18 protein-coding genes are annotated in these 22,852 nt (G+C 53.1%); 14 read left to right on the top strand and 4 right to left on the bottom strand.

All coding sequences use genetic code 11. The annotated features are described in order from the left end of the window. Window positions 1-84 precede the first annotated feature (84 nt). Window positions 85-1,008 carry an agmatinase gene (speB, locus tag EAH77_RS14675; RefSeq protein WP_140473601.1) on the top strand — a complete coding sequence of 308 codons (924 nt, stop codon included), beginning with the start codon at window positions 85-87 and terminating at the stop codon, window positions 1,006-1,008. Between the two features lie 259 nt (window positions 1,009-1,267). After that, the gene (locus EAH77_RS14670; RefSeq protein ID WP_241673463.1) at window positions 1,268-2,755 is read left to right on the top strand and encodes an efflux transporter outer membrane subunit; all 1,488 of its coding nucleotides are present in this window, start codon (window positions 1,268-1,270) and stop codon (window positions 2,753-2,755) included. A gap of 161 nt (window positions 2,756-2,916) precedes the next feature. Here EAH77_RS14670 and EAH77_RS14665 read toward each other — a convergent pair whose 3' ends face one another. Continuing rightward, window positions 2,917-3,669, bottom strand: coding sequence for a M48 family metallopeptidase (locus tag EAH77_RS14665; protein WP_140473599.1), 753 nt, complete (start codon window positions 3,667-3,669; stop codon window positions 2,917-2,919). Window positions 3,670-3,917: 248 nt separating this feature from the next. Between EAH77_RS14665 and tkt the strand changes: the two genes are divergently transcribed. From tkt to EAH77_RS14615, 10 genes are all read left to right on the top strand, one after another. Continuing rightward, window positions 3,918-5,912 carry a transketolase gene (gene tkt, locus EAH77_RS14660; RefSeq protein ID WP_140473539.1) on the top strand — a complete coding sequence of 665 codons (1,995 nt, stop codon included), beginning with the start codon at window positions 3,918-3,920 and terminating at the stop codon, window positions 5,910-5,912. Window positions 5,913-6,411: 499 nt separating this feature from the next. After that, window positions 6,412-7,428 (top strand): erythrose-4-phosphate dehydrogenase, encoded by a 1,017-nt coding sequence (epd, locus tag EAH77_RS14655; protein ID WP_140473538.1) that lies wholly within the window; start codon window positions 6,412-6,414, stop codon window positions 7,426-7,428. Window positions 7,429-7,499: 71 nt separating this feature from the next. Continuing rightward, on the top strand, window positions 7,500-8,663 hold the full coding sequence (gene pgk / locus EAH77_RS14650) for a phosphoglycerate kinase (protein ID WP_140473537.1): 1,164 nt from the start codon (window positions 7,500-7,502) through the stop codon (window positions 8,661-8,663). Between the two features lie 128 nt (window positions 8,664-8,791). Next, on the top strand, window positions 8,792-9,871 hold the full coding sequence (gene fbaA, locus EAH77_RS14645; protein ID WP_140473536.1) for a class II fructose-bisphosphate aldolase: 1,080 nt from the start codon (window positions 8,792-8,794) through the stop codon (window positions 9,869-9,871). An 86-nt stretch (window positions 9,872-9,957) separates the two neighbouring features. Further along, on the top strand, window positions 9,958-10,344 hold the full coding sequence (locus EAH77_RS14640) for a lysozyme inhibitor LprI family protein (RefSeq protein ID WP_140473535.1): 387 nt from the start codon (window positions 9,958-9,960) through the stop codon (window positions 10,342-10,344). 27 nt (window positions 10,345-10,371) lie between these two features. Continuing rightward, the gene (locus tag EAH77_RS14635) at window positions 10,372-11,391 is read left to right on the top strand and encodes a LacI family DNA-binding transcriptional regulator (RefSeq protein WP_140473534.1); all 1,020 of its coding nucleotides are present in this window, start codon (window positions 10,372-10,374) and stop codon (window positions 11,389-11,391) included. A 124-nt stretch (window positions 11,392-11,515) separates the two neighbouring features. Next, window positions 11,516-14,617 carry a beta-galactosidase gene (locus tag EAH77_RS14630; protein ID WP_140473533.1) on the top strand — a complete coding sequence of 1,034 codons (3,102 nt, stop codon included), beginning with the start codon at window positions 11,516-11,518 and terminating at the stop codon, window positions 14,615-14,617. 159 nt (window positions 14,618-14,776) lie between these two features. Then, window positions 14,777-15,682 (top strand): small-conductance mechanosensitive channel MscS, encoded by a 906-nt coding sequence (gene mscS, locus EAH77_RS14625; protein WP_140473532.1) that lies wholly within the window; start codon window positions 14,777-14,779, stop codon window positions 15,680-15,682. A gap of 174 nt (window positions 15,683-15,856) precedes the next feature. Beyond that, complete coding sequence (argO, locus tag EAH77_RS14620) at window positions 15,857-16,474, top strand: arginine exporter ArgO (RefSeq protein WP_140473531.1); 618 nt, start codon at window positions 15,857-15,859, stop codon at window positions 16,472-16,474. Window positions 16,475-16,573: 99 nt separating this feature from the next. Then, entirely contained in the window at window positions 16,574-17,293 is a 720-nt protein-coding gene (locus EAH77_RS14615; protein ID WP_140473530.1) for an oxidative stress defense protein, read from the top strand. A 184-nt stretch (window positions 17,294-17,477) separates the two neighbouring features. Here EAH77_RS14615 and EAH77_RS14610 read toward each other — a convergent pair whose 3' ends face one another. Beyond that, window positions 17,478-18,380 carry a LysR family transcriptional regulator ArgP gene (locus EAH77_RS14610; RefSeq protein WP_140473529.1) on the bottom strand — a complete coding sequence of 301 codons (903 nt, stop codon included), beginning with the start codon at window positions 18,378-18,380 and terminating at the stop codon, window positions 17,478-17,480. A gap of 213 nt (window positions 18,381-18,593) precedes the next feature. Here EAH77_RS14610 and rpiA point away from each other — a divergent pair, with 213 nt between their 5' ends. Further along, on the top strand, window positions 18,594-19,256 hold the full coding sequence (gene rpiA, locus EAH77_RS14605) for a ribose-5-phosphate isomerase RpiA (RefSeq protein WP_140473598.1): 663 nt from the start codon (window positions 18,594-18,596) through the stop codon (window positions 19,254-19,256). 396 nt (window positions 19,257-19,652) lie between these two features. Further along, window positions 19,653-20,891: a phosphoglycerate dehydrogenase gene (serA, locus tag EAH77_RS14600; RefSeq protein ID WP_140473528.1), complete on the top strand. Its 1,239-nt coding sequence runs from the start codon at window positions 19,653-19,655 to the stop codon at window positions 20,889-20,891. A 334-nt stretch (window positions 20,892-21,225) separates the two neighbouring features. Here serA and asr read toward each other — a convergent pair whose 3' ends face one another. Beyond that, window positions 21,226-21,717 (bottom strand): acid resistance repetitive basic protein Asr, encoded by a 492-nt coding sequence (asr, locus tag EAH77_RS14595; protein WP_140473527.1) that lies wholly within the window; start codon window positions 21,715-21,717, stop codon window positions 21,226-21,228. A gap of 500 nt (window positions 21,718-22,217) precedes the next feature. Next, window positions 22,218-22,814: a 5-formyltetrahydrofolate cyclo-ligase gene (locus tag EAH77_RS14590; RefSeq protein ID WP_140473526.1), complete on the bottom strand. Its 597-nt coding sequence runs from the start codon at window positions 22,812-22,814 to the stop codon at window positions 22,218-22,220. Between the last annotated feature and the right edge of the window lie 38 nt (window positions 22,815-22,852).

Genomic DNA, 22,852 nt, shown 5'->3' with positions numbered 1-22,852 from the left:
TACCTATAAAGATGTTACCTATAATATTGCGACGTACAAACGTCGCAATGCCCTATTCAAAGAGGACTTTTTATGAGCAAATTAGTGAGCACTTTAGGCCATCAGCCTGATAACTCTCTGGTTTCAAACGCATTTGGTTTTCTGCGTTTCCCGCTGAACTTCCAGCCATACGACTCAGATGCTGACTGGGTGATCACCGGTATTCCTTTCGACATGGCGACCTCTGGCCGTTCGGGTGCACGCCTGGGCCCTGGCGCTATTCGTCAGGTATCGGTGAATCTGGCGTGGGAAGGTCAGCGCTGGCCGTGGGATTTCGATCTGCGCGATCGCCTGAATGTGATCGACTGCGGCGACCTGGTGTTCAACTTCGGTGATGCGCAGGATCTGACGGACAAACTGCAACAACACGCTGAACAAGTGCTGGCGTCCGGTAAGCGAATGTTGTCTTTCGGTGGCGACCACTTTGTGACACTGCCGCTGCTGCGTGCGCACGCAAAACACTTCGGTAAAATGGCGCTGGTACATTTCGATGCGCACACCGACACCTACTCCAACGGCAGCAAATTCGACCACGGCACCATGTTCTTCCATGCACCGAACGAAGGCCTGATCGACCCTAACCACTCGGTGCAGATCGGTATCCGTACTGAATTCGACAAAAATCTGGGTTTCACCGTTCTGGATGCTGCACAGGTTAACGACCGCACTGTGGGTGATATTCTGGCGCAGGTTAAGCAGATCGTTGGCGATCTGCCGGTTTATCTGAGCTTCGACATCGACTGTCTGGATCCGGCGCATGCGCCGGGTACGGGTACGCCAGTGATCGGTGGCCTGACGTCAGATCGTGCGCTGAAATTGGTTCGCGGCCTGAAAGACTTGGATCTGGATATCGTCGGCATGGATATCGTAGAAGTGGCTCCGGCTTACGACCAGTCTGAAATCACTGCACTGGCTGCCGCCACGTTGGCGCTGGAAATGCTGCACGTACAGGCTTACAAAAAAGGCTGACGGTTCGCTTTTAATCCGTCTGACAATAAAGGCACCTTCGTGGTGTCTTTATTATTTCTATCGTGAATGCATTTAAATTTAAAATATTAAAAACAAATTAGTTATTCATTAAACTCTAAGCGCGATAATAATTTTATAGCAAATAACGAGCAGCCGCACGGTTTCATAATTCATTTCAGCCTGTCATCCCTTATTCTTTGCCCCTCGCCTATTTCCCCTTCTGAAATTTATAACTTCATTTGTTGGATGAATAATTAAATTGAAATCGATTCATGAGTTTTATAAAAACAAAATAATCACGCCGTTTATTTTGCTTCCCCTGTTTATTTCTCTCGGTGGTTGCGCGTGGGTGCATAACGAAAAACCTGCGCTGGCACAAACCGATATTACGCAATTACGCACGGTGCAAATGCCTCAAGCGGCAATACAAAAATGGCCCGGTTCCAACTGGTGGATGAGTTACCAAAATCCTCAGTTAAATGCGCTGGTGGAGCAGGCGCTGAAGGATTCGCCGTCGATTGCCGTAGTGATGCAGCGTGTGGAATTGGCGAAAGCACAGGTCAAAATGGGCGAGGCCCAAGGCGGCCCGCAGCTGGATTTCGGGGCCGATGTCGAACGGCAAAAATTGTCGGCAGAAGGCGTGATGGGACCGTTTGCGCTGGATGACCCTGCGGCAGGCACCACCGGTCCGTGGTACACCAACGGAACATTCGGCTTACAGGGCAGTTACGAGCTGGATCTGTGGGGAAAAAACCGTGCGCAAATCCAATCAGCACTGGGTGTTTATCAGGCGAAGCAGGCCGAGCTGGCGCAAGCACGTCTGCTGGTCTCTTCGGCGGTGGTTGAGCTGTATTGGGATATCCAGACGTATATGGCGCTGAAGCAGACTCTGATCGATCTCAGGGAGCAGGAAACGGTGATCGCGCAAACTGATCAACTGTTGTATGCACAGGGCGTCAGGTCATCTCTCGACGATACCAGCACTAAAATCCGGCTGGCAAAAATCGATCAGAAAATAGATGTCTCGAAAGGGCGCTTACGTCTGTTGCAAACGTCACTCCAGGCGATGCTCGGGATGAATTCACCGGCTTTGCATTTGACGCCGGTGGCGTTGCCGCCAATTCAGGAAACACTTCCACCGACACTGGGTTACGAACTGCTGGCGCGCCGCCCGGATTTGCAGGCGGCGCACTGGTATATCGAAGCGTCGTTGAGCGCCGTTGACGCAGCGCACGCGGCGTTTTATCCGAGCATCAATCTGATGGGCTTCCTGCAATATGATGCCCTGCACTTGAGTGACTTATTCCGCAGTTCGGCGCAGCAAATGGGGGCCATCGCCGGGCTGACGCTGCCGGTGTTTGACAGCGGCAGATTGAATGCCAATCTGGCAATTGTGCGCGCTAACAGTAACCTGAGCATTGCAGCGTATAACAAAGCGGTTGTTGAAGCGGTCAGTGATGTCGCTAAAAGTGCCAGTCAGTTGCAGACACTTTCTGATGAAAGTGCTCATCAGCAAACGGTTGTGGACGGCACTCAGCACATCTACTCACTGGCGCAGCAGCGGTTTGACGTCGGTCTCCTCAGCGGTGCGCAGGTCGCTAAAGCGAAATTGCCGCTGCTGGAAGAGCAGGCGAAAAAGATTCTGTTGCAGGGAGAGTGGGTCAGTGCAGATATTCGCCTGATTCGCGCACTGGGTGGCGGTTATCGTTTTGCAAATACAGAAACGGTTCATCACGGCGGAGACTAAAAAGGCTTAGAGCCTGTTAAAATTCCGCAGCTTAATATATTCACCGATGGGCATTATTTATATGGAATAGAAAGTGAGTGTGTTTTTAGCCGCGATTTTTAAAAAATAGAGGGTGTACCCTGTGATGCACCCTCTATTTCAGATATGACCGTAGTGACGACTTACTTTCCTGCGGCAATTCGCTCACGAATATGCTTAGCGCGGGCTTCTGATGAAGGGTGATCGTCAAACCAACCGATGCTGCCGCCTTTATCCAGCGTGGCCAGTTTTTCGAAACTGGTGGCTAACCCGGTCGGGTCGATGCCGCGTTTTTTCAGCAGATCAAACGAATAATCATCAGCCTGAGACTCCTGTTTCTGTGAGAACTGGGCGTTAACGTACTTCTCGCCAAGGTCAGCCAGTTGCGACTGTGACAGTGTTGCGCTGATACCCCCCAATGAAGACGCTGCCGAACGAGCTGCCGTGGCGCCGTAGGCGACCTGCATCGCTTTGCGGGTATGCCCAAGCGCCACGTGACCCATTTCATGGCCCAACACGCCTTCGACTTCGTTATCGTTCATCATGTCCATCAGGCCGCTATAAACGCGGATGCAGCCATTCGCCATCGCCCAGGCGTTGACGTCTTTAGTGAGGTAAACTTTATAGTTCGCTGGTTGCCCGTTAATGTTATCACCCAGGGCGGCGGAGATTTTTTTCAGACGCTGGGCGTATTCGCTGTTATCCGGTGCGATTTGCGCTTTTTTGTCCATCTCTTCGCAGGACTGTACGCTGAGCGTTTTAACATCGGCATCTGACAGCGTTGCCGCCTGATAGGCCTGTGCACCGGATTGCATCAGGGTGTCGGTATTCAGATTGGCGCAACCTGACAGCAGAGCTACTACGCTCAGACTCAACAGAGTAGGGGTAAATTTCATCACTAGTCGTTCCCAAAAGTAAAAAGAAAAACAGAGAAAAAAGCCGTTAAAAGGCACTGAACGTGAGGATAACGTTAAGGTAGGTTTTTTGCTTGTGGCAATCTATAGTTGATATCCTAAAAAACGCACTGATTTAAAAGCCTATTCTGTGAAGTTCATCACGAGAGCGATTAGAGATTGCCGTTTTAATGCCTAGTCTGAGAAAATGACTTTCTTGACTGCTTTTTTAATCCGACCTGGAGTAGAACATGTCCTCTCGTAAAGAGCTTGCGAACGCTATCCGTGCACTGAGTATGGACGCCGTGCAGAAAGCGAAATCCGGCCATCCTGGCGCCCCTATGGGTATGGCAGATATTGCCGAAGTCCTGTGGCGTGATTATATGAACCACAACCCAACCAACCCACACTGGGCTGATCGTGACCGCTTCGTGCTGTCCAATGGTCATGGTTCAATGCTGATTTACAGCCTGCTGCACCTCACAGGTTATGATCTGCCGATGAGCGAACTGGCTAACTTCCGCCAGTTGCACTCTAAAACCCCAGGCCACCCGGAATACGGCTACACGGCCGGCGTTGAAACCACCACCGGCCCTCTCGGCCAGGGTATTGCTAACGCCGTCGGTTTTGCTATCGCAGAACGCACGCTGGCAGCACAGTTCAACCAGCCAGGTCACGATGTGGTAAACCATCACACCTACGCCTTTATGGGCGACGGTTGCATGATGGAAGGGATCTCCCACGAGGTTTGCTCGCTGGCGGGTACCATGAAACTCGGCAAACTGACCGCGTTTTATGATGACAACGGCATCTCTATCGACGGCCACGTAGAAAGCTGGTTCACCGATGATACCGCAGCGCGTTTCGAAGCTTACGGCTGGCACGTAGTGCGTGGCGTAGACGGTCATGATGCAGACTCCATCAAAGCAGCGATCGAAGAATCCCATAAAGTCACTGACAAACCTTCTTTGCTGATGTGCAAAACCGTGATCGGTTTTGGTTCACCAAACAAAGCCGGTTCCCACGATGCACACGGTGCACCGCTGGGTGACGCAGAAGTTGCAGCAACCCGCAAACAGCTGGGCTGGAACTATCCTCCGTTTGAAATTCCACAGGACATTTATGCCCAGTGGGATGCCAAAGAAGCCGGTAAAGCCAAAGAAGCTGCATGGGATGAGAAATTCGCGGCCTATGCGAAAGCCCACCCGGAACTGGCAAAAGAGTTCAAACGCCGTGTTAATGGTGAACTGCCTGCTAACTGGCAGGCCGACTCACAGAAATTCATCGAAGAGTTGCAGGCTAAACCTGCCAACATCGCCAGCCGTAAAGCTTCACAAAATGCGCTGGAAGCCTTCGGTAAAGTGTTGCCTGAATTCCTCGGCGGCTCCGCTGACCTTGCGCCAAGCAACCTGACCATGTGGTCTGGCTCGAAGTCACTGGGCGATGACCAAGCCGGTAACTACATCCATTACGGCGTGCGCGAATTCGGCATGACGGCTATCACCAACGGCATCGCGCTGCACGGTGGTTTCCTGCCATACTCCGCGACTTTCCTGATGTTCGTTGAATACGCCCGTAACGCGGTGCGTATGGCGGCACTGATGAAAATTCGCAACGTGTTCGTTTACACCCATGACTCGATTGGTCTGGGCGAAGACGGTCCGACACACCAGCCGGTTGAGCAAATCGCCAGCCTGCGCGTGACGCCAAATATGAGCACCTGGCGTCCGGCGGATCAGGTTGAATCCGCCGTCGCGTGGAAATACGCTATCGAACGTAACGACGGTCCGGTTACCCTGATCTTCTCCCGTCAGAATCTGACCCAGCAACCGCGTACAGCCGAACAACTGGCCAACGTGGCGCGCGGTGGTTATGTGCTAAAAGATTGCAACGGCACACCAGAAGTGATCCTGATCGCGACCGGTTCTGAAGTGGGTATCACGGTAGAAGCTGCAGATAAACTGGCCGCAGCGGGCACCAAAGTGCGCGTAGTGTCTATGCCGTCAACTGACGCCTTCGACAAACAGGACGCGGCATACCGTGAGTCCGTGTTGCCAAAAGCGGTCAGCGCACGCGTAGCAGTAGAAGCGGGTATTGCTGACTATTGGTACAAATACGTTGGCCTGAATGGCGCTATCGTGGGTATGACCAGCTTCGGCGAATCAGCTCCAGCAGAAGAGCTGTTCAAAGAGTTTGGTTTCACCGTTGAAAACGTCGTTGCGCAGGCACAGTCGTTGCTGAAGTAACTCTGACGTTTTACAGGGAAAAAGCATCCTTCGGGGTGCTTTTTTTTCATCCCGATTTTATGACCCGCCTCTCAGTTTGTCCCTAAATGACGCAGGTCAAACTGCAAAATAGCCACCTGAGCTACACTCGTCTTTCTGAATCCGTGTTTACTGATGTCAGCCAAATGCTAAAAAGACCAATGTAAACGTGATGTAGAAGTGAAAAGGCTGTAATAACGACGTTTTTCCTGCTGAATATTTCAGCGTTCGATCGCAGAATAGCGTTCTAAACGGTCGAATTATTCCTTTTGCGCACACTTTGGTTTATGCTCAGCTGAACCGTTTCAGTTGCCTTATCAGCGCTCAACGTCCACGCTGGGTTGTTAACGTGACGAGATATGACGAACGAATTACGTCTCAGGGTGTCAGAAACGTTGTTGAGAACGATTCACCGTTACTGCGCACTGCATTACTATAGGGGTTACCGCCAAAAGGTAACAACCGTGTAACAGGGAGAAGTATGCCAATACGTATTGCAATTAATGGCTTTGGTCGCATCGGCCGTAGCGTATTGCGCGCGTTATACGAATGTGGACGTCGGGCGGAAATCAGCGTCGTTGCTATCAACGAACTGGCCAGCCCTGAAGGCATGGCGCACCTGTTAAAGTATGACTCCAGCCACGGGCGTTTCGCCTGGGACGTGCGTCAGGAAGGCGACGTTCTGTATGTCGGCGACGACAGCATCCGGCTGTTGCATCAACCGGACGCCTCCCAGCTACCTTGGGGCGAGTTGGGCGTTGATGTGGTTCTCGACTGCACCGGCGTTTACGGCAGTCGCGAAGATGGCGAAGTGCAGCTGGCTGCGGGCGCCAAGAAAATCCTGTTTGCGCATCCTGGTGGTCATGATCTCGACGCCACTGTTGTTTATGGCGTCAACCACGATCTGCTCGAACGCCAGCACCGCATTGTCTCCAACGCTTCCTGCACCACCAATTGCATCATCCCTATTATTAAGCTGCTGGACGACGCCTATGGCATTGAATCCGGCACTGTGACCACCATTCACGCATCGATGAATGACCAGCCAGTGATTGACTCCTACCATGCGGATTTACGCCGCACGCGCGCCGCGAGTCAGTCGATTATTCCGGTCGATACCAAACTTGCCGCGGGCATCACGCGCATCATGCCGAAATTCTGCGATCGCTTTGAAGCCATTTCAGTGCGCGTGCCCACCATCAACGTCACGGCGATAGATTTAAGCGTTTTTGTCGGGGGATGTGTGACGGTCGATGAGGTCAACCAGCTGCTGCAAAAGGCCGCAAATGGCGCTTTTCGTGGTATTGTTGACTATACCGAACTACCATTAGTCTCGACAGATTTTAACCACGATCCCCACAGCGCCATCGTCGATGGTACGCAAACACGGGTGAGTGGACAGCACCTGATTAAGACGCTGGTCTGGTGCGATAACGAGTGGGGTTTTGCCAACCGAATGTTGGATACAACATTGGCAATGTCCGCTAGCGGTTTCTAGTACGGCAGTCCTGGCCAGTGGCTGGGCTTGCCCTCAAGCAACTTTAAAGAGAATCAACGAGAGGATTCACCATGTCTGTTATTAAGATGAGCGATCTGGATTTAGCGGGTAAACGCGTATTGATCCGTGCGGACCTAAACGTGCCGGTTAAAGATGGCAAAGTGACATCTGATGCACGTATTCGCGCGTCATTGCCTACCATCGAAATTGCCCTGAAACAAGGTGCACGCGTGATGGTTACTTCGCATCTGGGTCGTCCGACTGAAGGCGAGTACAACGAAGAGTTTTCTCTGCTGCCAGTTGTTAATTACCTGAAAGAGCATCTGAAATCCCCTGTACGTCTGGCTAAAGATTATCTGGACGGCGTTGACGTTGCTGAAGGCGAACTGGTTGTTCTGGAAAACGTTCGCTTTAACAAAGGCGAAAAGAAAGACGACGAAGCGCTGTCTAAAAAATATGCTGCCCTGTGTGACATCTATGTGATGGACGCATTCGGTACCGCACACCGTGCGCAGGCTTCTACCCACGGCGTAGGTAAATTTGCACCTATCGCCTGTGCCGGTCCGTTACTGTCAGCAGAACTGGAAGCACTGGGCAAAGCGTTGGGCAACCCGGCTCGTCCGATGGTGGCTATCGTTGGTGGCTCTAAAGTGTCAACCAAACTGACCGTACTGGATTCCCTGTCTAAGATCGCTGACCAACTGATCGTTGGCGGTGGTATCGCGAATACCTTCGTGGCTGCACAAGGCAACAACGTCGGTAAATCCCTGTACGAAGCAAGCCTGGTTGATGAAGCCAAACGTCTGCTGACGATTTGTGACATCCCAGTTCCTACCGATGTGCGCGTAGCGACTGAGTTCTCTGAAACTGCGACCGCGACAGTGAAGTCTGTAAAAGACATCAAAGACGACGAACAAATTCTCGACATGGGCGACGAGTCTGCTTATCGCCTGGCTGAGATCATTAAAAACGCCAAAACCATTCTGTGGAATGGCCCTGTAGGCGTGTTCGAGTTCCCTAACTTCCGTAAAGGAACCGAGATCGTAGCGCAAGCTATCGCTGACAGCGACGGATTCTCTATCGCTGGCGGCGGCGATACTCTGGCAGCTATCGACCTGTTCGGTATTGCTGACAAAATTTCCTATATCTCCACTGGCGGTGGCGCATTCCTGGAATTCGTAGAAGGGAAAGCACTGCCAGCGGTTGTGATGCTGGAAGAGCGTGCTAAGAAGTAATGAACCCTGAGCGGGGGGCTTAAGGCTTCCTGCTCTTCTTTGCCGCGCGAGGGGCTGCACAGTGGAGCTCGCGCGACATAGCAAACCGATTCAATCCATCTACGGCCGACGAAACAGGACAAAGAACTATGTCTAAAATTTTTGATTTCGTAAAACCAGGTGTTCTCACTGGTGATGATGTACAAAAAGTTTTCGCTATTGCTAAAGAAAACAAATTTGCTCTGCCAGCAGTAAACTGCGTAGGCACCGACTCTATCAACGCCGTTCTCGAAGCAGCCGCGAAAGTACGTGCTCCGGTTATCGTTCAGTTCTCTAACGGCGGCGCTGCGTTCATCGCAGGCAAAGGCCTGAAAACTGACGTACCACAAGGCGCAGCTATTCTGGGTGCTATCTCTGGCGCACACCATGTGCATCAGATGGCCGAACATTACGGCGTGCCAGTTATTCTGCACACCGACCATTGCGCCAAGAAATTGCTGCCATGGATCGACGGTCTGCTGGACGCGGGCGAAAAACATTTCGCTAAAACCGGTAAACCACTGTTCTCTTCACACATGATCGACCTGTCTGAAGAATCTCTGGAAGAAAACATCGAAATTTGCAGCAAGTACTTAGCTCGCATGGCAAAAATCGATATGACTCTGGAAATCGAACTGGGTTGCACCGGCGGTGAAGAAGATGGCGTAGACAACAGCCATATGGACGCATCTGCACTGTACACTCAACCGCAAGACGTTGATTACGCATACGAAAAACTGAACGCAATCAGCCCGCGTTTCACTATCGCTGCGTCATTCGGTAACGTACACGGCGTGTACAAACCAGGTAACGTTAAACTGACTCCAACGATCCTGCGTGATTCTCAGGAATACGTTTGCAAGAAACATAACCTTGCACACAACGCGCTGAACTTCGTGTTCCACGGTGGTTCTGGTTCTACTGCAGCAGAAATCAAAGAATCTGTAGGTTACGGTGTTATCAAAATGAACATCGATACCGACACCCAATGGGCAAACTGGGACGGTATTCTGCAGTTCTACAAGAAAAACGAAGCCTACCTGCAAGGTCAGTTGGGTAACCCGGAAGGCGCGGACAAACCTAACAAGAAATTCTATGACCCACGTGTATGGCTGCGTTCTGCTCAGGCATCCATGGTGACTCGTCTGGAACTGGCATTCAAAGAACTGAACGCAGTAGACGTTCTGTAATTTTTCGCCCGCTGGCCGCGAGCCAGAAAGCGAAAATGACTATCAAGGGGCTTCGGCCCCTTTTTTTGCTTTTGGAAAACTCCCCTATGCGCCTAACCCTGATCGCTCTGCTAGCCCTGTCGCCGTTGGCCCACGCAGCTGAGGCTGAGGTAGACTGCAAAAATGCCAATACCCAAATAGACATGAATATTTGCGCCAGCCAGGATTTTAAACGCAGTGATACGCGGCTAAATCAAGCCTATAAGCAAAAGATGGCGCAGCTTACACCGGAACAGCAAACGCAATTCAAAGCGGCTCAACGCAACTGGATTGCCTTCCGAGACAGTGACTGTGAATTCCAGTCCTCTGGCGTAAAAGGCGGCTCGGTCTGGCCGATGATTTATTCGGGGTGTTTGCAGCAAAAAACCGAGCAGCGTACCAAAGAAATCAACGCTATCATGCATTGTGAAGAGGGTGATCTGAGCTGCCCGTGATCGCGCTATCCAGCCTGAGAGAGCATTATGAAGCCTAAATCCGTCACCCTTGATGACGTTGCATACCACGCTGGCGTCTCTTACCAGACGGTGTCCCGCGTGCTGAATCAGGCTGTTCACGTCTCGCAGAAAACCCGTCTCAAAGTCGAACAAGCGATGCTGGCGCTTAACTACGTGCCAAACCGCGTAGCCCAACAGTTGGCGGGGAAACAGAGCTTTACCCTGGGCCTGGCGACGACTGAACTCGCCCTGCATGCGCCCTCACAAATTGCCTCTTCGATAAAAACCCGCGCGAATCAGCTGGGCTTCAACGTGGTTATCTCGATGATCGACAATCTCAGCTTGCCCGCCTGCCGTGCGGCCGTGAGTGAACTGATTGCCCAACGGGTTGATGGCGTAATGATTAATGTGCCGTTGGCGACACAAGAAGCACAGTCTATCGTGGAATTCTGCGGCCAACTGCCGGTGATGTTCCTTGACGTCGCGCCGGATGCGCCGGTATTCAAAACCCTGTTTGATCCCTACTGTGGCGCGAAGCAGGGTGTTGACCACCTGCTGCAACTGGGCCACCGGCAGATTGCGCTGGTGACCGGCCCTCTGGCCTCGGTGTCAGCCCGGCTGCGTTATGAGGGGTGGTTGCATGAACTGTCGCAGCAGCAAATAGCGCCCTGTGCCACACGGCACGGCGACTGGAGTGCTGCATCGGGGTATCAGCTGGCGTTGTCCTTATTAAGCGCGTCACCGCGCCCGACGGCGATGCTGGTGGCCAATGACCAGATGGCGCTCGGCGTGCTGCGGGCGGTACATGAATATGGCCTGCGGGTGCCGGAGCAGATTTCCGTGGTGGGCTACGATGACACCGAAGACAGTGCCTATTTCCAGCCGCCGCTGACCACCATCAAACAGGATTTCCGCAAGCTGGGTGTTGAGAGCGTGAGCCGGCTGGTTGAAGGGCTGGGGCCGCACTTTGGCCCGCAACAAGACTCACTGCTTTTGCCAACGTTGCTGGTGGTGCGCAATACCACCGCACCGGTGGGATCCTCTTAAGCCATTCCCCGCGCGAAATGTGATCCGTCCCTCTTTCCCTGCCTCTCTGACTTTACTTCAGATGAATATCGCCGCATGTTGATCACAATTGTGAGCGCATAACATTTTTGAATAAGGCAGCATAATGAATCCTGAAACCGCTAACGGATCCTCTTCACTGGCTACGGTGCTGGCGCGCCGTGACTGGGAAAATATCGCATCGACCCAGCATAACCGTTTACCCGCGCACCCACCGTTTCAGAGCTGGCACAGTCAGGATGCAGCCCGTGCCGGGCTGGATGCGGCGAGTATTGTCAGCCTGAACGGGGAATGGGCGTTCAGTTATTTCAATAAACCGGAGGCCGTGCCGGAGACCTGGCGCGAAAAAGATCTGCCCGATGCCGGGCATTTAGCGGTGCCGTCAAACTGGCAGCTGGCAGGCTTTGACGCCCCGATTTATACCAACGTGCAGTATCCCATTCCGGTCAACCCGCCGTTTGTTCCCACCGAAAACCCGACCGGCTGTTATTCGCTCACCTTTTCTGTCGACAGCGACTGGCTGGCCAGCGGGCAGACACGCATTGTGTTTGATGGTGTAAATTCGGCGTTCTATCTGTGGTGCAATGGCCAATGGATCGGCTATTCGCAGGACAGCCGTTTACCGGCGGAATTCGACCTCAGCGGCGTGCTGCACGCTGGCGAAAACCGTCTGGCAGTGATGGTGCTGCGCTGGTGTGACGGCAGCTATCTGGAAGATCAGGATATGTGGCGCATGAGCGGGATTTTCCGCGACGTCACGCTGTTGCATAAACCTGCCGAACAAATTACTGATTATCAGGTACGTACCCACCTGTTCCACGGTTTCACCCAGGCCGAACTGGAAGTGCAGGTCAGCGCTGCCGTGCCGCAGGAAACTGCCGCAGAGTATCAGGTTCGCGTTCAGCTCTGGCAGGGCGACAACGCGATTGCAGAACATACGCAGCCGCTCGGCAGCGCAATCATTGATGAACGCGGCAATGCGTTCGACAAAACCACCGTGCGTCTGCCGGTCAGTCAGCCTGCGTTATGGAGTGCGGAACAGCCAGCGCTTTACCGTGCAGTGATTTCTCTGCTTTCGCCGGAGGGGGCGTTAATTGAAGCTGAAGCCTGTGACGTCGGCTTCCGTCAGGTGGAAATCAGCGACGGCTTACTCAACGTCAATGGCCAGCCGGTATTGATCCGCGGAACCAATCGCCACGAGCATCACCCGGATAACGGTCAGGTGATGGATGAAGCCACTATGCGCCGCGACATCGTGCTGATGAAACAGCACAATTTCAACGCGGTGCGCTGCTCGCACTACCCGAATAATCCGCTGTGGTACCGGCTTTGCGATGAATATGGCCTGTACGTGGTGGATGAAGCCAACATTGAAACCCACGGCATGCAGCCGATGAACCGCCTGTCGGATGACCCGCGCTGGTTCAACGCCTTCAGCGAGCGCGTCACCCGCATGGTGCAACGTGACCGTAATCATCCCTGCATTATCATCTGGTCGCTCGGCAACGAATCGGGGCACGGTGCCACGCATGATGCGCTCTACCGCTGGATCAAAACCAACGACCCGACCCGCCCCGTGCAGTACGAAGGTGGCGGCGCCAATTCGGCCGCAACGGATATTGTTTGCCCGATGTACTCCCGCGTCGAACAGGATCAGCCGTTCCCGGCAGTCCCTAAATGGTCGATTAAAAAATGGATCAGCATGCCGGGCGAACAGCGGCCGCTGATCCTTTGCGAATATGCTCATGCGATGGGCAACAGCTTCGGCGGCTTTGATAAATACTGGAAAGCCTTCCGCCAGTTCCCACGTTTACAAGGCGGTTTTGTCTGGGACTGGGTAGATCAGAGCCTGACCCGCACAACGCAAGACGGCGTAAGTTATCAGGCCTACGGCGGTGATTTTGGCGACACGCCGAACGACCGCCAGTTCTGCATGAATGGCCTGGTGTTCGCTGACCGCACGCCGCATCCGTCACTGTTTGAAGCGCAGCGTGCGCAGCAATTCTTCCAGTTTGAGTTGATCAGCAGCGATCCACTGCGCGTTGAAATCCGCAGCGAATTCCTGTTCCGTCACAGCGATAACGAACAGCTGCGCTGGCGTATCGAGCGGGACGGCGCCGTGATTTCACATGGCGAAGCCGCGCTGAATATTGCGCCAAACGGCACCCAAACGCTGGAACTGGGGCCGATCCCGCAAGCTGAGGGCCAGGTGTGGCTGAACGTGGCCGTGCATCAGCCGCAAGCGACCACCTGGTCAGAGGCCGGGCATCGTAGTGCCTGGGATCAGTGGCAACTCCCCTGTGCATTACGTTTGCCGCAAAACCGGTCAGAATCCGGCGTGCCACCGACGCTCTCGGTGCAGGATGAGCGAATTGAAGTCTGTCACGGTGCTCAACGCTGGCACTTTGGTCGTCAGAGCGGATTGCTGGAACAGTGGTTTGATGGCGATCAACCGCAGTTGCTGACGCCGTTGTGTGACCAGTTTATCCGCGCGCCGCTGGACAATGACATCGGCGTCAGCGAAGTGACGCGTATTGATCCGAACGCCTGGGTGGAACGCTGGAAAGCGGCGGGAATGTATCAACTCGAAACCCGAATGTTGAGCATGGAGGCCGATGCGCTTCGCCATGGCGTTTTAGTCACCACGGAACATGTCTTTTTGCATCATGGCGAGGTGCTGCTGACCAGCCGCAAAACCTATCTATTCAACAGCCACGGCGATATGCAGCTGGACGTGACGGTGGACGTTGCCGCTGGCCTGCCTGCTCCGGCACGTATCGGCCTTAGTTGTCAGTTGGCAGAGCTTGCGCCACAGGTGAACTGGCTGGGACTGGGGCCGCATGAAAACTACCCTGACCGCCGCCTGTCCGCACAGTTTAGTCGCTGGCAATTGCCGCTGGACGAGATGTACACCCCTTATGTTTTCCCAACGGAAAACGGCCTGCGCGGCGGCACCCGTGAGTTGACCTATGGCAACTGGCAGTTCAGCGGCGATTTCCATTTCGGTCTGAGCCGCTACAGCCTGCAACAGCTGATGGAAACCTCACACCGCCATTTACTGCGCAACGAGCAAGGCACCTGGCTGAACATTGATGGCTTCCATATGGGCGTCGGTGGTGATGACTCCTGGAGCCCCAGCGTCAGCCCGGACTTCCTTTTAAACGCGGGCCATTACGCCTATTCAGTGACGTGGAAACGCAGAAAATAATCGCTGCAAATGCTTAATTTACCAGCACTCTTTGAGGTCAAAGTGGCACGATGCGGGATTGTTAGTTACCCTTAAAGACTTAATAAAGCCGCACAGGACGCGTTTTCCTGGCGGCTTTTTCTGACTGCCCGGATGGGTAAATTTTTAGGGGTGTTGCGGATGGAAGATTTGAATGTCGTAGGCAGTATCAATAATGCCGGTAACTGGCTGGTGAGAAATCAGGAGTTATTGCTGCATTACGCAGTGAACGTAGTGGCCGCTATTTTCATTCTGATCGTCGGTTTGATTATCGCACGCGTTCTTTCCGGCGCGGTCAGTCGGGTGATGAGACTGCGCGGCATTGACTTGACCGTCGCCGATTTCCTGTCTGCCATGGTGCGTTACGCGATCATTGCGTTCACACTGATTGCTGTACTGGGGCGCATTGGCGTACAGACCACCTCGGTGATTGCCGTTATCGGTGCCGCCGGTTTGGCCGTTGGTTTAGCATTGCAGGGGTCGCTGTCAAACTTCGCGGCAGGCGTACTACTGGTGATCTTCCGCCCGTTCCGTGCCGGTGAATATGTCGACTTAGGCGGCGTGGCCGGGACCGTCACGCAGGTGCAGATCTTCTCCACCACGCTGCGTACCGTTGACGATAAAGTGATTGTGGTGCCGAACGGCAAAATCATCGCCGGTAACATTATCAACACCTCCCGCGAGCCAAACCGCCGCACCGAAATCACCGTGGGTGTGGGTTATGACTCCGATATCGACGTGGTGAAAAAAGTGCTGGGCGACATCATTGCCGCTGATCCGCGTATTCAGCATGAGAAAGGCGTTACCGTTCGTCTTAATGAAATGGCGGCGTCAACGCTGAACTTTGTGGTGCGTGTCTGGACTACCAACGGTGATGCGCAGGATGTGAACTGGGACCTGCTCGAAGCCTTCAAACGCGCACTGGATAAAAACAATATCAACATTGCTTATCCGCAGATGGACGTGCATTTGTATCGCGTTGCCGATGCCGCGACCAGCCAGCAGGAAGAGCAACGTTCTATCGAACAGAAAGGCGTGACGGAATAACAGCGTTACCCTTGAGAAAATCACAGGCGCCTGCGGGCGCCTTTTTCATGGCCTGCAAAGGCGGGCGCGATAATTAGAAAGTCTAATGGAGGATTAGAATTATCAATTTCCGCTAATGCAAAAGCTCACATACACTGCGCGTCATTAACCTTTTGAACCTGTTAAGGAAACGATGTGCTGGCAATATTTCTGCAAGGACTGGCGATGAGCGCCGCGATGATTTTACCCATTGGCCCCCAAAACGCTTTCGTCATGAATCAGGGGATCCGCAAACAGTATCACCTGATGATTGCCACTCTTTGCGCCGTCAGTGACGCTGCGCTGATTTGTGCCGGTATTTTTGGCGGCAGCGCCTTGCTGAGCCAGTCACCGACTTTACTGGCCATCGTCAGCTGGGGTGGCGTGGCTTTTCTACTGTGGTACGGCTGGGGTGCCTTCCGCACTGCCTTCAGTAAGAATCCCGAGTTGGCGCAGGCTGAAGTGGCGAAGCAAAGTCGCTGGAAAATTATAGTCAGCATGCTCGCCGTCACCTGGCTGAATCCGCATGTTTACCTTGATACCTTCGTGGTACTCGGCAGCCTGGGCGGTAGCCTCAGCAGCGATGAGCGCTCATGGTTTGCGCTTGGCGCGGTGTCGGCGTCTGCGCTGTGGTTCTTCGGTCTGGCGATCCTCGCGGCGATCCTCTCGCCGTGGCTTAACACCGGCAAAGTGCAGCGCATCATCAATTTTGTCGTAGGGGCGATCATGTGGGGTATCGCCGTGCAACTTGCACGGCAAACCGGCCTTTTTTAAGATTTTGTCACTAATCTTAGTTTCTGATGCCATCGAATATGCTACGGTTTTGCAGTTAATAAACGTAATGCCATATCTGAAATGATTAAAGGAGGCACTGTGAAATTGAAAGCATTGGCTATGGCCGCCATGTTGGGATTAGGGACGTTACCTGCGGCACTTCAGGCTGCTGAAGTACCTGCGGGTCCGCATGTGGTTACTTCCGGGACCGCCAGTGTTGACGCAACGCCAGACATTGCGACGCTGGCGATCGAAGTCAGCGTTTCCGCCAAGGATGCCGCGTCCGCCAAAAAACAGGCTGACCAGCGCGTGGCCGAATATTTTGCCTTCCTGCAAAAAAATGGCATTGAGAAGAAAGATATCAACGCCGCTAATCTGCGTACCCAGCCAGAATATAACTACCTGAAAGACGGCAGCAGTGAGCTGAAAGGCTACCGTGCCGTGCGTCAGGTTCAGGTGACCCTGCGCCAGCTCGACAAACTCAATGACCTGCTGGATGGTGCATTAAGCTCCGGTCTGAATGAGATCCGCGCCGTGGAACTGGGTGTGGCTAACCCGGAGAGCTTCCGCGATCAGGCCCGTCAGAAAGCCATAGACAACGCCACACAACAGGCGAAATCATTGGCTGAAGGCTTCCACGCCAAGCTGGGTCCGGTTTACAGCATCCGTTACCACGTGGCGAACTACCAGCCAATGCCGGTCGCGCGCATGTATAAAACGGCGGAAGCCGCAGGCCAGAGTGATGCCGCTCAGACCTACGAACAGCAGAGCATTCACTTCGATGACCAGGTTGATGTGGTGTTTGAAATCCAGCGCTAATACCCTTCATACTTCAAGTCGCAGATGCGTTGGCTGCGCTCAGTCGCCCGAATCACTGACTTATGTAAGCTCATCGGGATTCGTTCGCTGGCCGGCCTTCCTGCCACTCGAATGATTTTGGGTATACCCTTGCGTAAAGAATAAAAAAACCCGCTTCGGCGGGTTTTTTGTTTTCTGCTGTGGGTCAGTCTTGGCGCAGTACCTGACGGCCATGCGCCAGCAGCGCATCGGTCACTTTGCGCATCATGCGGCTTTCCGGCGCGAAGCGGTGCCAGAACAGCATCCGGCGCTGGAACAGGCCTGGCGTGAGGTCGATCAGTTCGCCGTTTTCCAGCTCTTTCTCGATTTGCAGATGCGGGATCATACAGCAGGTGGTGCCCTGACGGGCCAGTTGCACAAAGGCTTCTGACGAGTTAACGATATGGCACGGCACGCTGCCCGGCGACAGGTCAAAGTTCTGTTGTAAAAATGCCTGATGCATATCATCGAGATGGTCAAAGGCAACGGCGGGTGCTTTAAGCAGTGCCGAACGGGTGACACCATTCGGGAAATAACGATCGGCAAAGGGCTTCGACCCGACGAACAGATAGTCCAGTGCGCCCAGTTGATCCACCAGACAGCTCGGCAGCGGTTGCGGCTGGATACTCACTGCACCAACCACTTCGCCACGACGCAGGCGTTCCTGGGTGCGGGTTTCGTCTTCCACCTGCAAATTAAGCCGGATAGGGGAGTCGACCAGTACGGATTTCAGCGCGGGCAGCAGCCAGGTTGCCAGACTGTCGGCGTTAACCGCCAGCGACAGCAGCAGCGGCGTGTCATTGCTGTCAGTGCCGCTGTCATTGCCCAGCCACTCTTCTTCGAGAAGTTCTACCTGATGCAACAGCGCCAGCAATTTCTGTCCCTGCTCAGTCGGGCGGGGCGGCACCGTGCGAACCAGCAAAGGCTGGCCGAATAAATTTTCGAGCTGTTTAATACGTTGAGATACCGCCGATTGAGTGATGCAAAGCTTCTGCGCTGCGCGCTCAAAACCGCGCTCGCGGATCACAGCGTCCAGCGCTTGCAGCGTTCTATAGTCTGGGCGTTTCATCGGAGTTCTGTCCCCTGGATTTAATTCATCCAAATACTATGCCATAGATTGACTGCTTTAGTGGCGGACAAAATCTTTCCTGTTGTTGGGTGACAGAGGCGATAAGTGTGATCTGACGCGGATCCAGATAGCCCAATATCAAAGGAGTTGCATTATAATCACTGGCATCGTTACCCCCCGATTTCCCCCCTGTTACAGAGCAGAGAAGCCATGATGACTCAGGAAGAATTAAAGAAAGCTGTTGGTTGGGCCGCTTTAGATTACGTTACCCCCGGCACCATTGTTGGCGTTGGTACCGGCTCCACGGCGGCTCATTTCATTGATGCGCTGGGTTCTATCAAGCATCAGATTGAAGGCGCGGTCTCAAGTTCTGATGCCTCTACCGCCAAACTGAAAAGCCTCGGCATCCATGTGTTTGACAGTAATGAAGTGGACCAGCTTGACGTCTATGTTGATGGCGCAGACGAAATTAACGGGCAGATGCAGATGATCAAAGGCGGCGGCGCGGCGCTGACCCGAGAGAAAATCATTGCGGCCATCAGTAAAAAATTCATCTGTATCGTCGATGCTTCCAAGCAGGTAGATGTTTTGGGTAAATTCCCGCTGCCGGTGGAAGTGATCCCGATGGCACGATCCTACGTGGCGCGTGAACTGGTTAAGCTTGGTGGCCTGCCTGAATACCGCCAGAACGTGCTGACCGACAACGGTAACATCATTCTGGATGTGCATAATCTGTCGATTCTTGACGCCATCGCGCTGGAAAATAAGATCAACGGTATCGCTGGCGTGGTGACTGTTGGTCTGTTTGCTAACCGTGGCGCAGATGTCGCGCTGGTGGGCACTGCCGAGGGTGTGAAAACCGTTACTCTGAAATAATCCCCACACAGGCGGTTTTTAGCCTGGCGGGTAATAAGCAGAAGATCTGGTTGCGTTGTGCCTGACGCAGCCAGTCTGTATGCGGTCATAACACAATGTTATGAAGATGATAATTTTCCGGCTGAATCATCTTTTCTTCACAAGCCTGAATTTGGTGACTTATGTCACATTTCTCCTGCATACCTCGGTATCATCCGGCCCTGTTTTTCTTACCCAGCATTAAATTCTAAAAAGCCCTGCGCTGGCTGAGCCTTCTGCTGGACGGCAGGCAATCGTTTGTATTGATGATAGCGAATTTTTTGTTATGTTGGCTGTGTTGCTGCTTCAAAGTAGCCACGTCAGCCGTAAGAAATCGTCGGTCGCAAACATCGTCAGTCAGAAAAATAGGGTCGGGAAATGGCAAAAGTATCACTTGAGAAAGACAAGATTAAATTTTTGTTAGTGGAAGGCGTCCACCAAAGTGCGGTTGATTCACTCCGCGCAGCGGGTTACACCAATATTGAATTTCACAAAGGTGCTTTAGATACGGAATCGCTGAAAGAATCGATTCGTGATGCGCACTTTGTTGGACTCCGATCGCGTACCCAATTGACCGAAGATGTGTTTGCCGTGGCTGAAAAGCTGATTGCCGTGGGCTGCTTCTGTATTGGCACCAATCAGGTTGATCTCAATGCTGCCACCCGTCGCGGGATCCCGGTATTCAACGCGCCGTTCTCGAATACCCGTTCTGTCGCAGAAATGGTGCTGGGTGAGATGTTGCTGATGATGCGTGGCATTCCTGCTGCTAACGCCAAAGCACACCGTGGCATATGGCATAAGCTGGCTGTCGGCTCATTCGAAGCGCGCGGTAAGCGTCTTGGCATCATCGGTTATGGTCACATCGGCACGCAGCTCGGTATTCTGGCTGAAGGCCTGGGCATGCAGGTGTTCTACTACGACATTGAAAGTAAGTTGCCACTCGGTAACGCGCAGCCGATTTCCAGCCTGAACGAACTGCTGCAAACCAGCGACGTAATAACGCTGCACGTGCCGGAAACGGCCAACACGAAAGATATGATCGGCGCTGACCAGTTGGCGCAGATGAAACCGGGCGCGTTGCTGATCAACGCCTCACGCGGCACGGTCATTGATATTCCTGCTCTGTGTGACGCACTGCGCAGCAAACATCTCTCGGGCGCGGCTATTGACGTGTTCCCGGAAGAACCTGCGACCAACAGCGATCCGTTCCTGTCGCCACTGTGTGAGTTTGATAACGTGATCCTGACGCCACACATTGGGGGGTCCACCATGGAGGCTCAGGAAGGCATCGGTCTGGAAGTGGCAGGTAAACTGACGAAATACTCTGACAACGGTTCAACCCTGTCAGCGGTTAACTTCCCGGAAGCGTCGCTGCCGGCGCATGGCGCCAATGCCAGCCGTCTGCTACATATCCACGAAAACCGTCCTGGTGTTCTGACCAGCATCAACCAGATTTTCGCCGAGAAGGGCATCAACATCTCTGCACAGTATTTACAGACCAGCCCGCAAGTCGGTTATGTGGTGATCGATGCCGACACCGACGTTGACACGCTGACTACCGCGTTGCAATTGATGAAGGCGATACCAGGGACTATACGAGCACGGCTTCTTTACTAATTAGTCTGCACAAATAATGAAGGCGCCTGCGGGCGCCATGACACGAACCCCGAAAGTTGGTTACCCAACAAGTAGGGGTTTTGCGTTTCTAGGGGGTAAGAAAGTTTCTGGCAGAAGGTGAGCGTCAGGCAACGCTTCAAATATTCAGAAGTAAGGACATGGTGATAACACCGCAGAGGAGCAAGGCGCTCATGGTGAGTTCGAACAGGTATCGGCGCAGCATCATCCATCAATACCTCATGATAAAAACTGGAGAAAAAAACACCCGGCAAGCCGGGTGTTGAATAATCAGTCTTGATATCGGTGAGGAGAGACCCTCACTAAGACGTCTTACTTATGCTGCTGGAGTTGCTTTCGCAGCTGGTGCAGCTTTTTTAGCATGTTTCACATGTTTTTTAGCAGCCTGTGCTTTCTGAGCTACCGGAGCAGCTTTCTTAGCATGTTTCACGTGTTTTTTAGCAGCCTGCGCTTTCTGAGCTACCGGAGCAGCTTTTTTAGCGTGTTTCACGTGTTTTTTAGCAGCCTGCGCTTTCTGCGCTACTGGCGCTGCTTTTTTAACTTGTTTTACAGGTTTTTTAGCGGCCTGTGCTTTCTGTGCAGCTGGAGCGGCTGCTTTCTTAGCGTGTTTTTTGTGTTTCTTGGCAGCCTGCGCTTTCTGAGCTGGTTTCTTGTTTGCTTTTTTCACTACGTGCTTAGCCGGTGCTTTTGCAGCCGGAGCAGCAGTCGTTGAAGCAGCAGGTGCTGGGGCTGCAGTAGTTTCAGCAGCGAAAGCGACAGAAGACAGACCCATTGCAGCGGCGACAACCAGAGCTAATACTTTTTTCATGTTTAATTCCTCAAAAATCTTGGTTTATATGTGTACCCCACTGCGGGGCCGTTGAGAGAATAATAGGCGTGACGAACTCTGTTGTCCGTGAGTGATTGGTGTCGGCGTGTAACGGAACGTATAAATCATTTATTACTATTAGCACCTGTCCCTCTCTGACCTCTTCGCTGTAAACCAACTTACACATGCCGCTAACTTCTGGGCAATCCTTCTTCTTCAACCTGACGCGCGAAGATATGGGTTCAAACAAGAAAACTCAGGACCGCGTGCAATGTGAGACCGGACAAGAATGGATTGCAGCATCTGGAATTAATGCTGGGTTCCCGGGGGCTATTTACCGGTAAGTTGTAAAACGGTGCTCAGTGTTCCAGCGACCACAATGACGATTGATTATGGGTGGTTTGAAGACCTGGGCATTTCCCTGACGGTGAAATCAGTCTCCGAAAAAGAAGGGGCAAGCACGTATAAATATTCGGATGTGAGGATCCAAAAATAGCGTTCTACCCTTTCCACACGTTGCCGGGGGTGATCACCTCCGGCAGCGGCACGTCCCACCCTTCCACTGGCAAGTCGCTGACCTGCTGGCAATCATGCGCCAATCCTATCGGATAGGGGCCGCCGTGCTGCCAGTGTTCCAGCGTGCGGTCATAGAAGCCGCCGCCCATGCCCAGGCGTTGTCCGTGCTGATCAAAGGCTACCAGCGGCGTCAGGATAATATCTAACTGTGAAAGCGGGATAACCTGCGTGACGTCTAACTGTGGTTCGAGGATTTTCAGCCGGTTGCGGACGAGTTTGGTCTCTGGCGTATAGCGCAGAAATAACAGGTTTCCGGGGCTGAAGGGGTGCAGTACTGGCAAGCAAAGCTGTTTGCCGTCCTGCCACAGATGCGTGATCAGTGGCGTGGTATCGAGTTCACCATCAAAAGAGAGGAACACTGAAATCGTTGAGGCGGCCTGAATACGCGGGTGTGCAGCGATACGTTCTGCGGCCTGTTGGGCAAAACGCTGTTGTTGTTCAGAGCTAAGATTTTTTCTGCGTTGGCGGATTTCAGTTCGAAGAGTTTGTCTGATTAAAGCGTGCTGAGGAGTGTGTGGCATAGATACAGAACCAAAAGGGATTGTACCGGGAAAGAAAG

Origin of the sequence: Ewingella americana, from assembly GCF_006438725.1 — a bacterium.
GTDB lineage: Bacteria > Pseudomonadota > Gammaproteobacteria > Enterobacterales > Enterobacteriaceae > Ewingella > Ewingella americana_A.
The sequence above is the reverse complement of the archived record's forward strand: the minus strand, read 5'-3'. Positions and strand labels throughout refer to the sequence as shown.

Excerpts from the sequence above, each read along its gene's own strand:
- EAH77_RS14665 (WP_140473599.1), bottom strand. The coding sequence starts at position 3,669 with ATGAAATTTACCCCTACTCTGTTGAGTCTGAGCGTAGTAGCTCTGCTG.
- tkt (WP_140473539.1), top strand. The coding sequence starts at position 3,918 with ATGTCCTCTCGTAAAGAGCTTGCGAACGCTATCCGTGCACTGAGTATG.
- epd (WP_140473538.1), top strand. The coding sequence starts at position 6,412 with ATGCCAATACGTATTGCAATTAATGGCTTTGGTCGCATCGGCCGTAGC.
- pgk (WP_140473537.1), top strand. The coding sequence starts at position 7,500 with ATGTCTGTTATTAAGATGAGCGATCTGGATTTAGCGGGTAAACGCGTA.
- fbaA (WP_140473536.1), top strand. The coding sequence starts at position 8,792 with ATGTCTAAAATTTTTGATTTCGTAAAACCAGGTGTTCTCACTGGTGAT.
- EAH77_RS14640 (WP_140473535.1), top strand. The coding sequence starts at position 9,958 with ATGCGCCTAACCCTGATCGCTCTGCTAGCCCTGTCGCCGTTGGCCCAC.
- EAH77_RS14635 (WP_140473534.1), top strand. The coding sequence starts at position 10,372 with ATGAAGCCTAAATCCGTCACCCTTGATGACGTTGCATACCACGCTGGC.
- EAH77_RS14630 (WP_140473533.1), top strand. The coding sequence starts at position 11,516 with ATGAATCCTGAAACCGCTAACGGATCCTCTTCACTGGCTACGGTGCTG.
- mscS (WP_140473532.1), top strand. The coding sequence starts at position 14,777 with ATGGAAGATTTGAATGTCGTAGGCAGTATCAATAATGCCGGTAACTGG.
- EAH77_RS14610 (WP_140473529.1), bottom strand. The coding sequence starts at position 18,380 with ATGAAACGCCCAGACTATAGAACGCTGCAAGCGCTGGACGCTGTGATC.
- rpiA (WP_140473598.1), top strand. The coding sequence starts at position 18,594 with ATGACTCAGGAAGAATTAAAGAAAGCTGTTGGTTGGGCCGCTTTAGAT.
- serA (WP_140473528.1), top strand. The coding sequence starts at position 19,653 with ATGGCAAAAGTATCACTTGAGAAAGACAAGATTAAATTTTTGTTAGTG.
- asr (WP_140473527.1), bottom strand. The coding sequence starts at position 21,717 with ATGAAAAAAGTATTAGCTCTGGTTGTCGCCGCTGCAATGGGTCTGTCT.
- EAH77_RS14590 (WP_140473526.1), bottom strand. The coding sequence starts at position 22,814 with ATGCCACACACTCCTCAGCACGCTTTAATCAGACAAACTCTTCGAACT.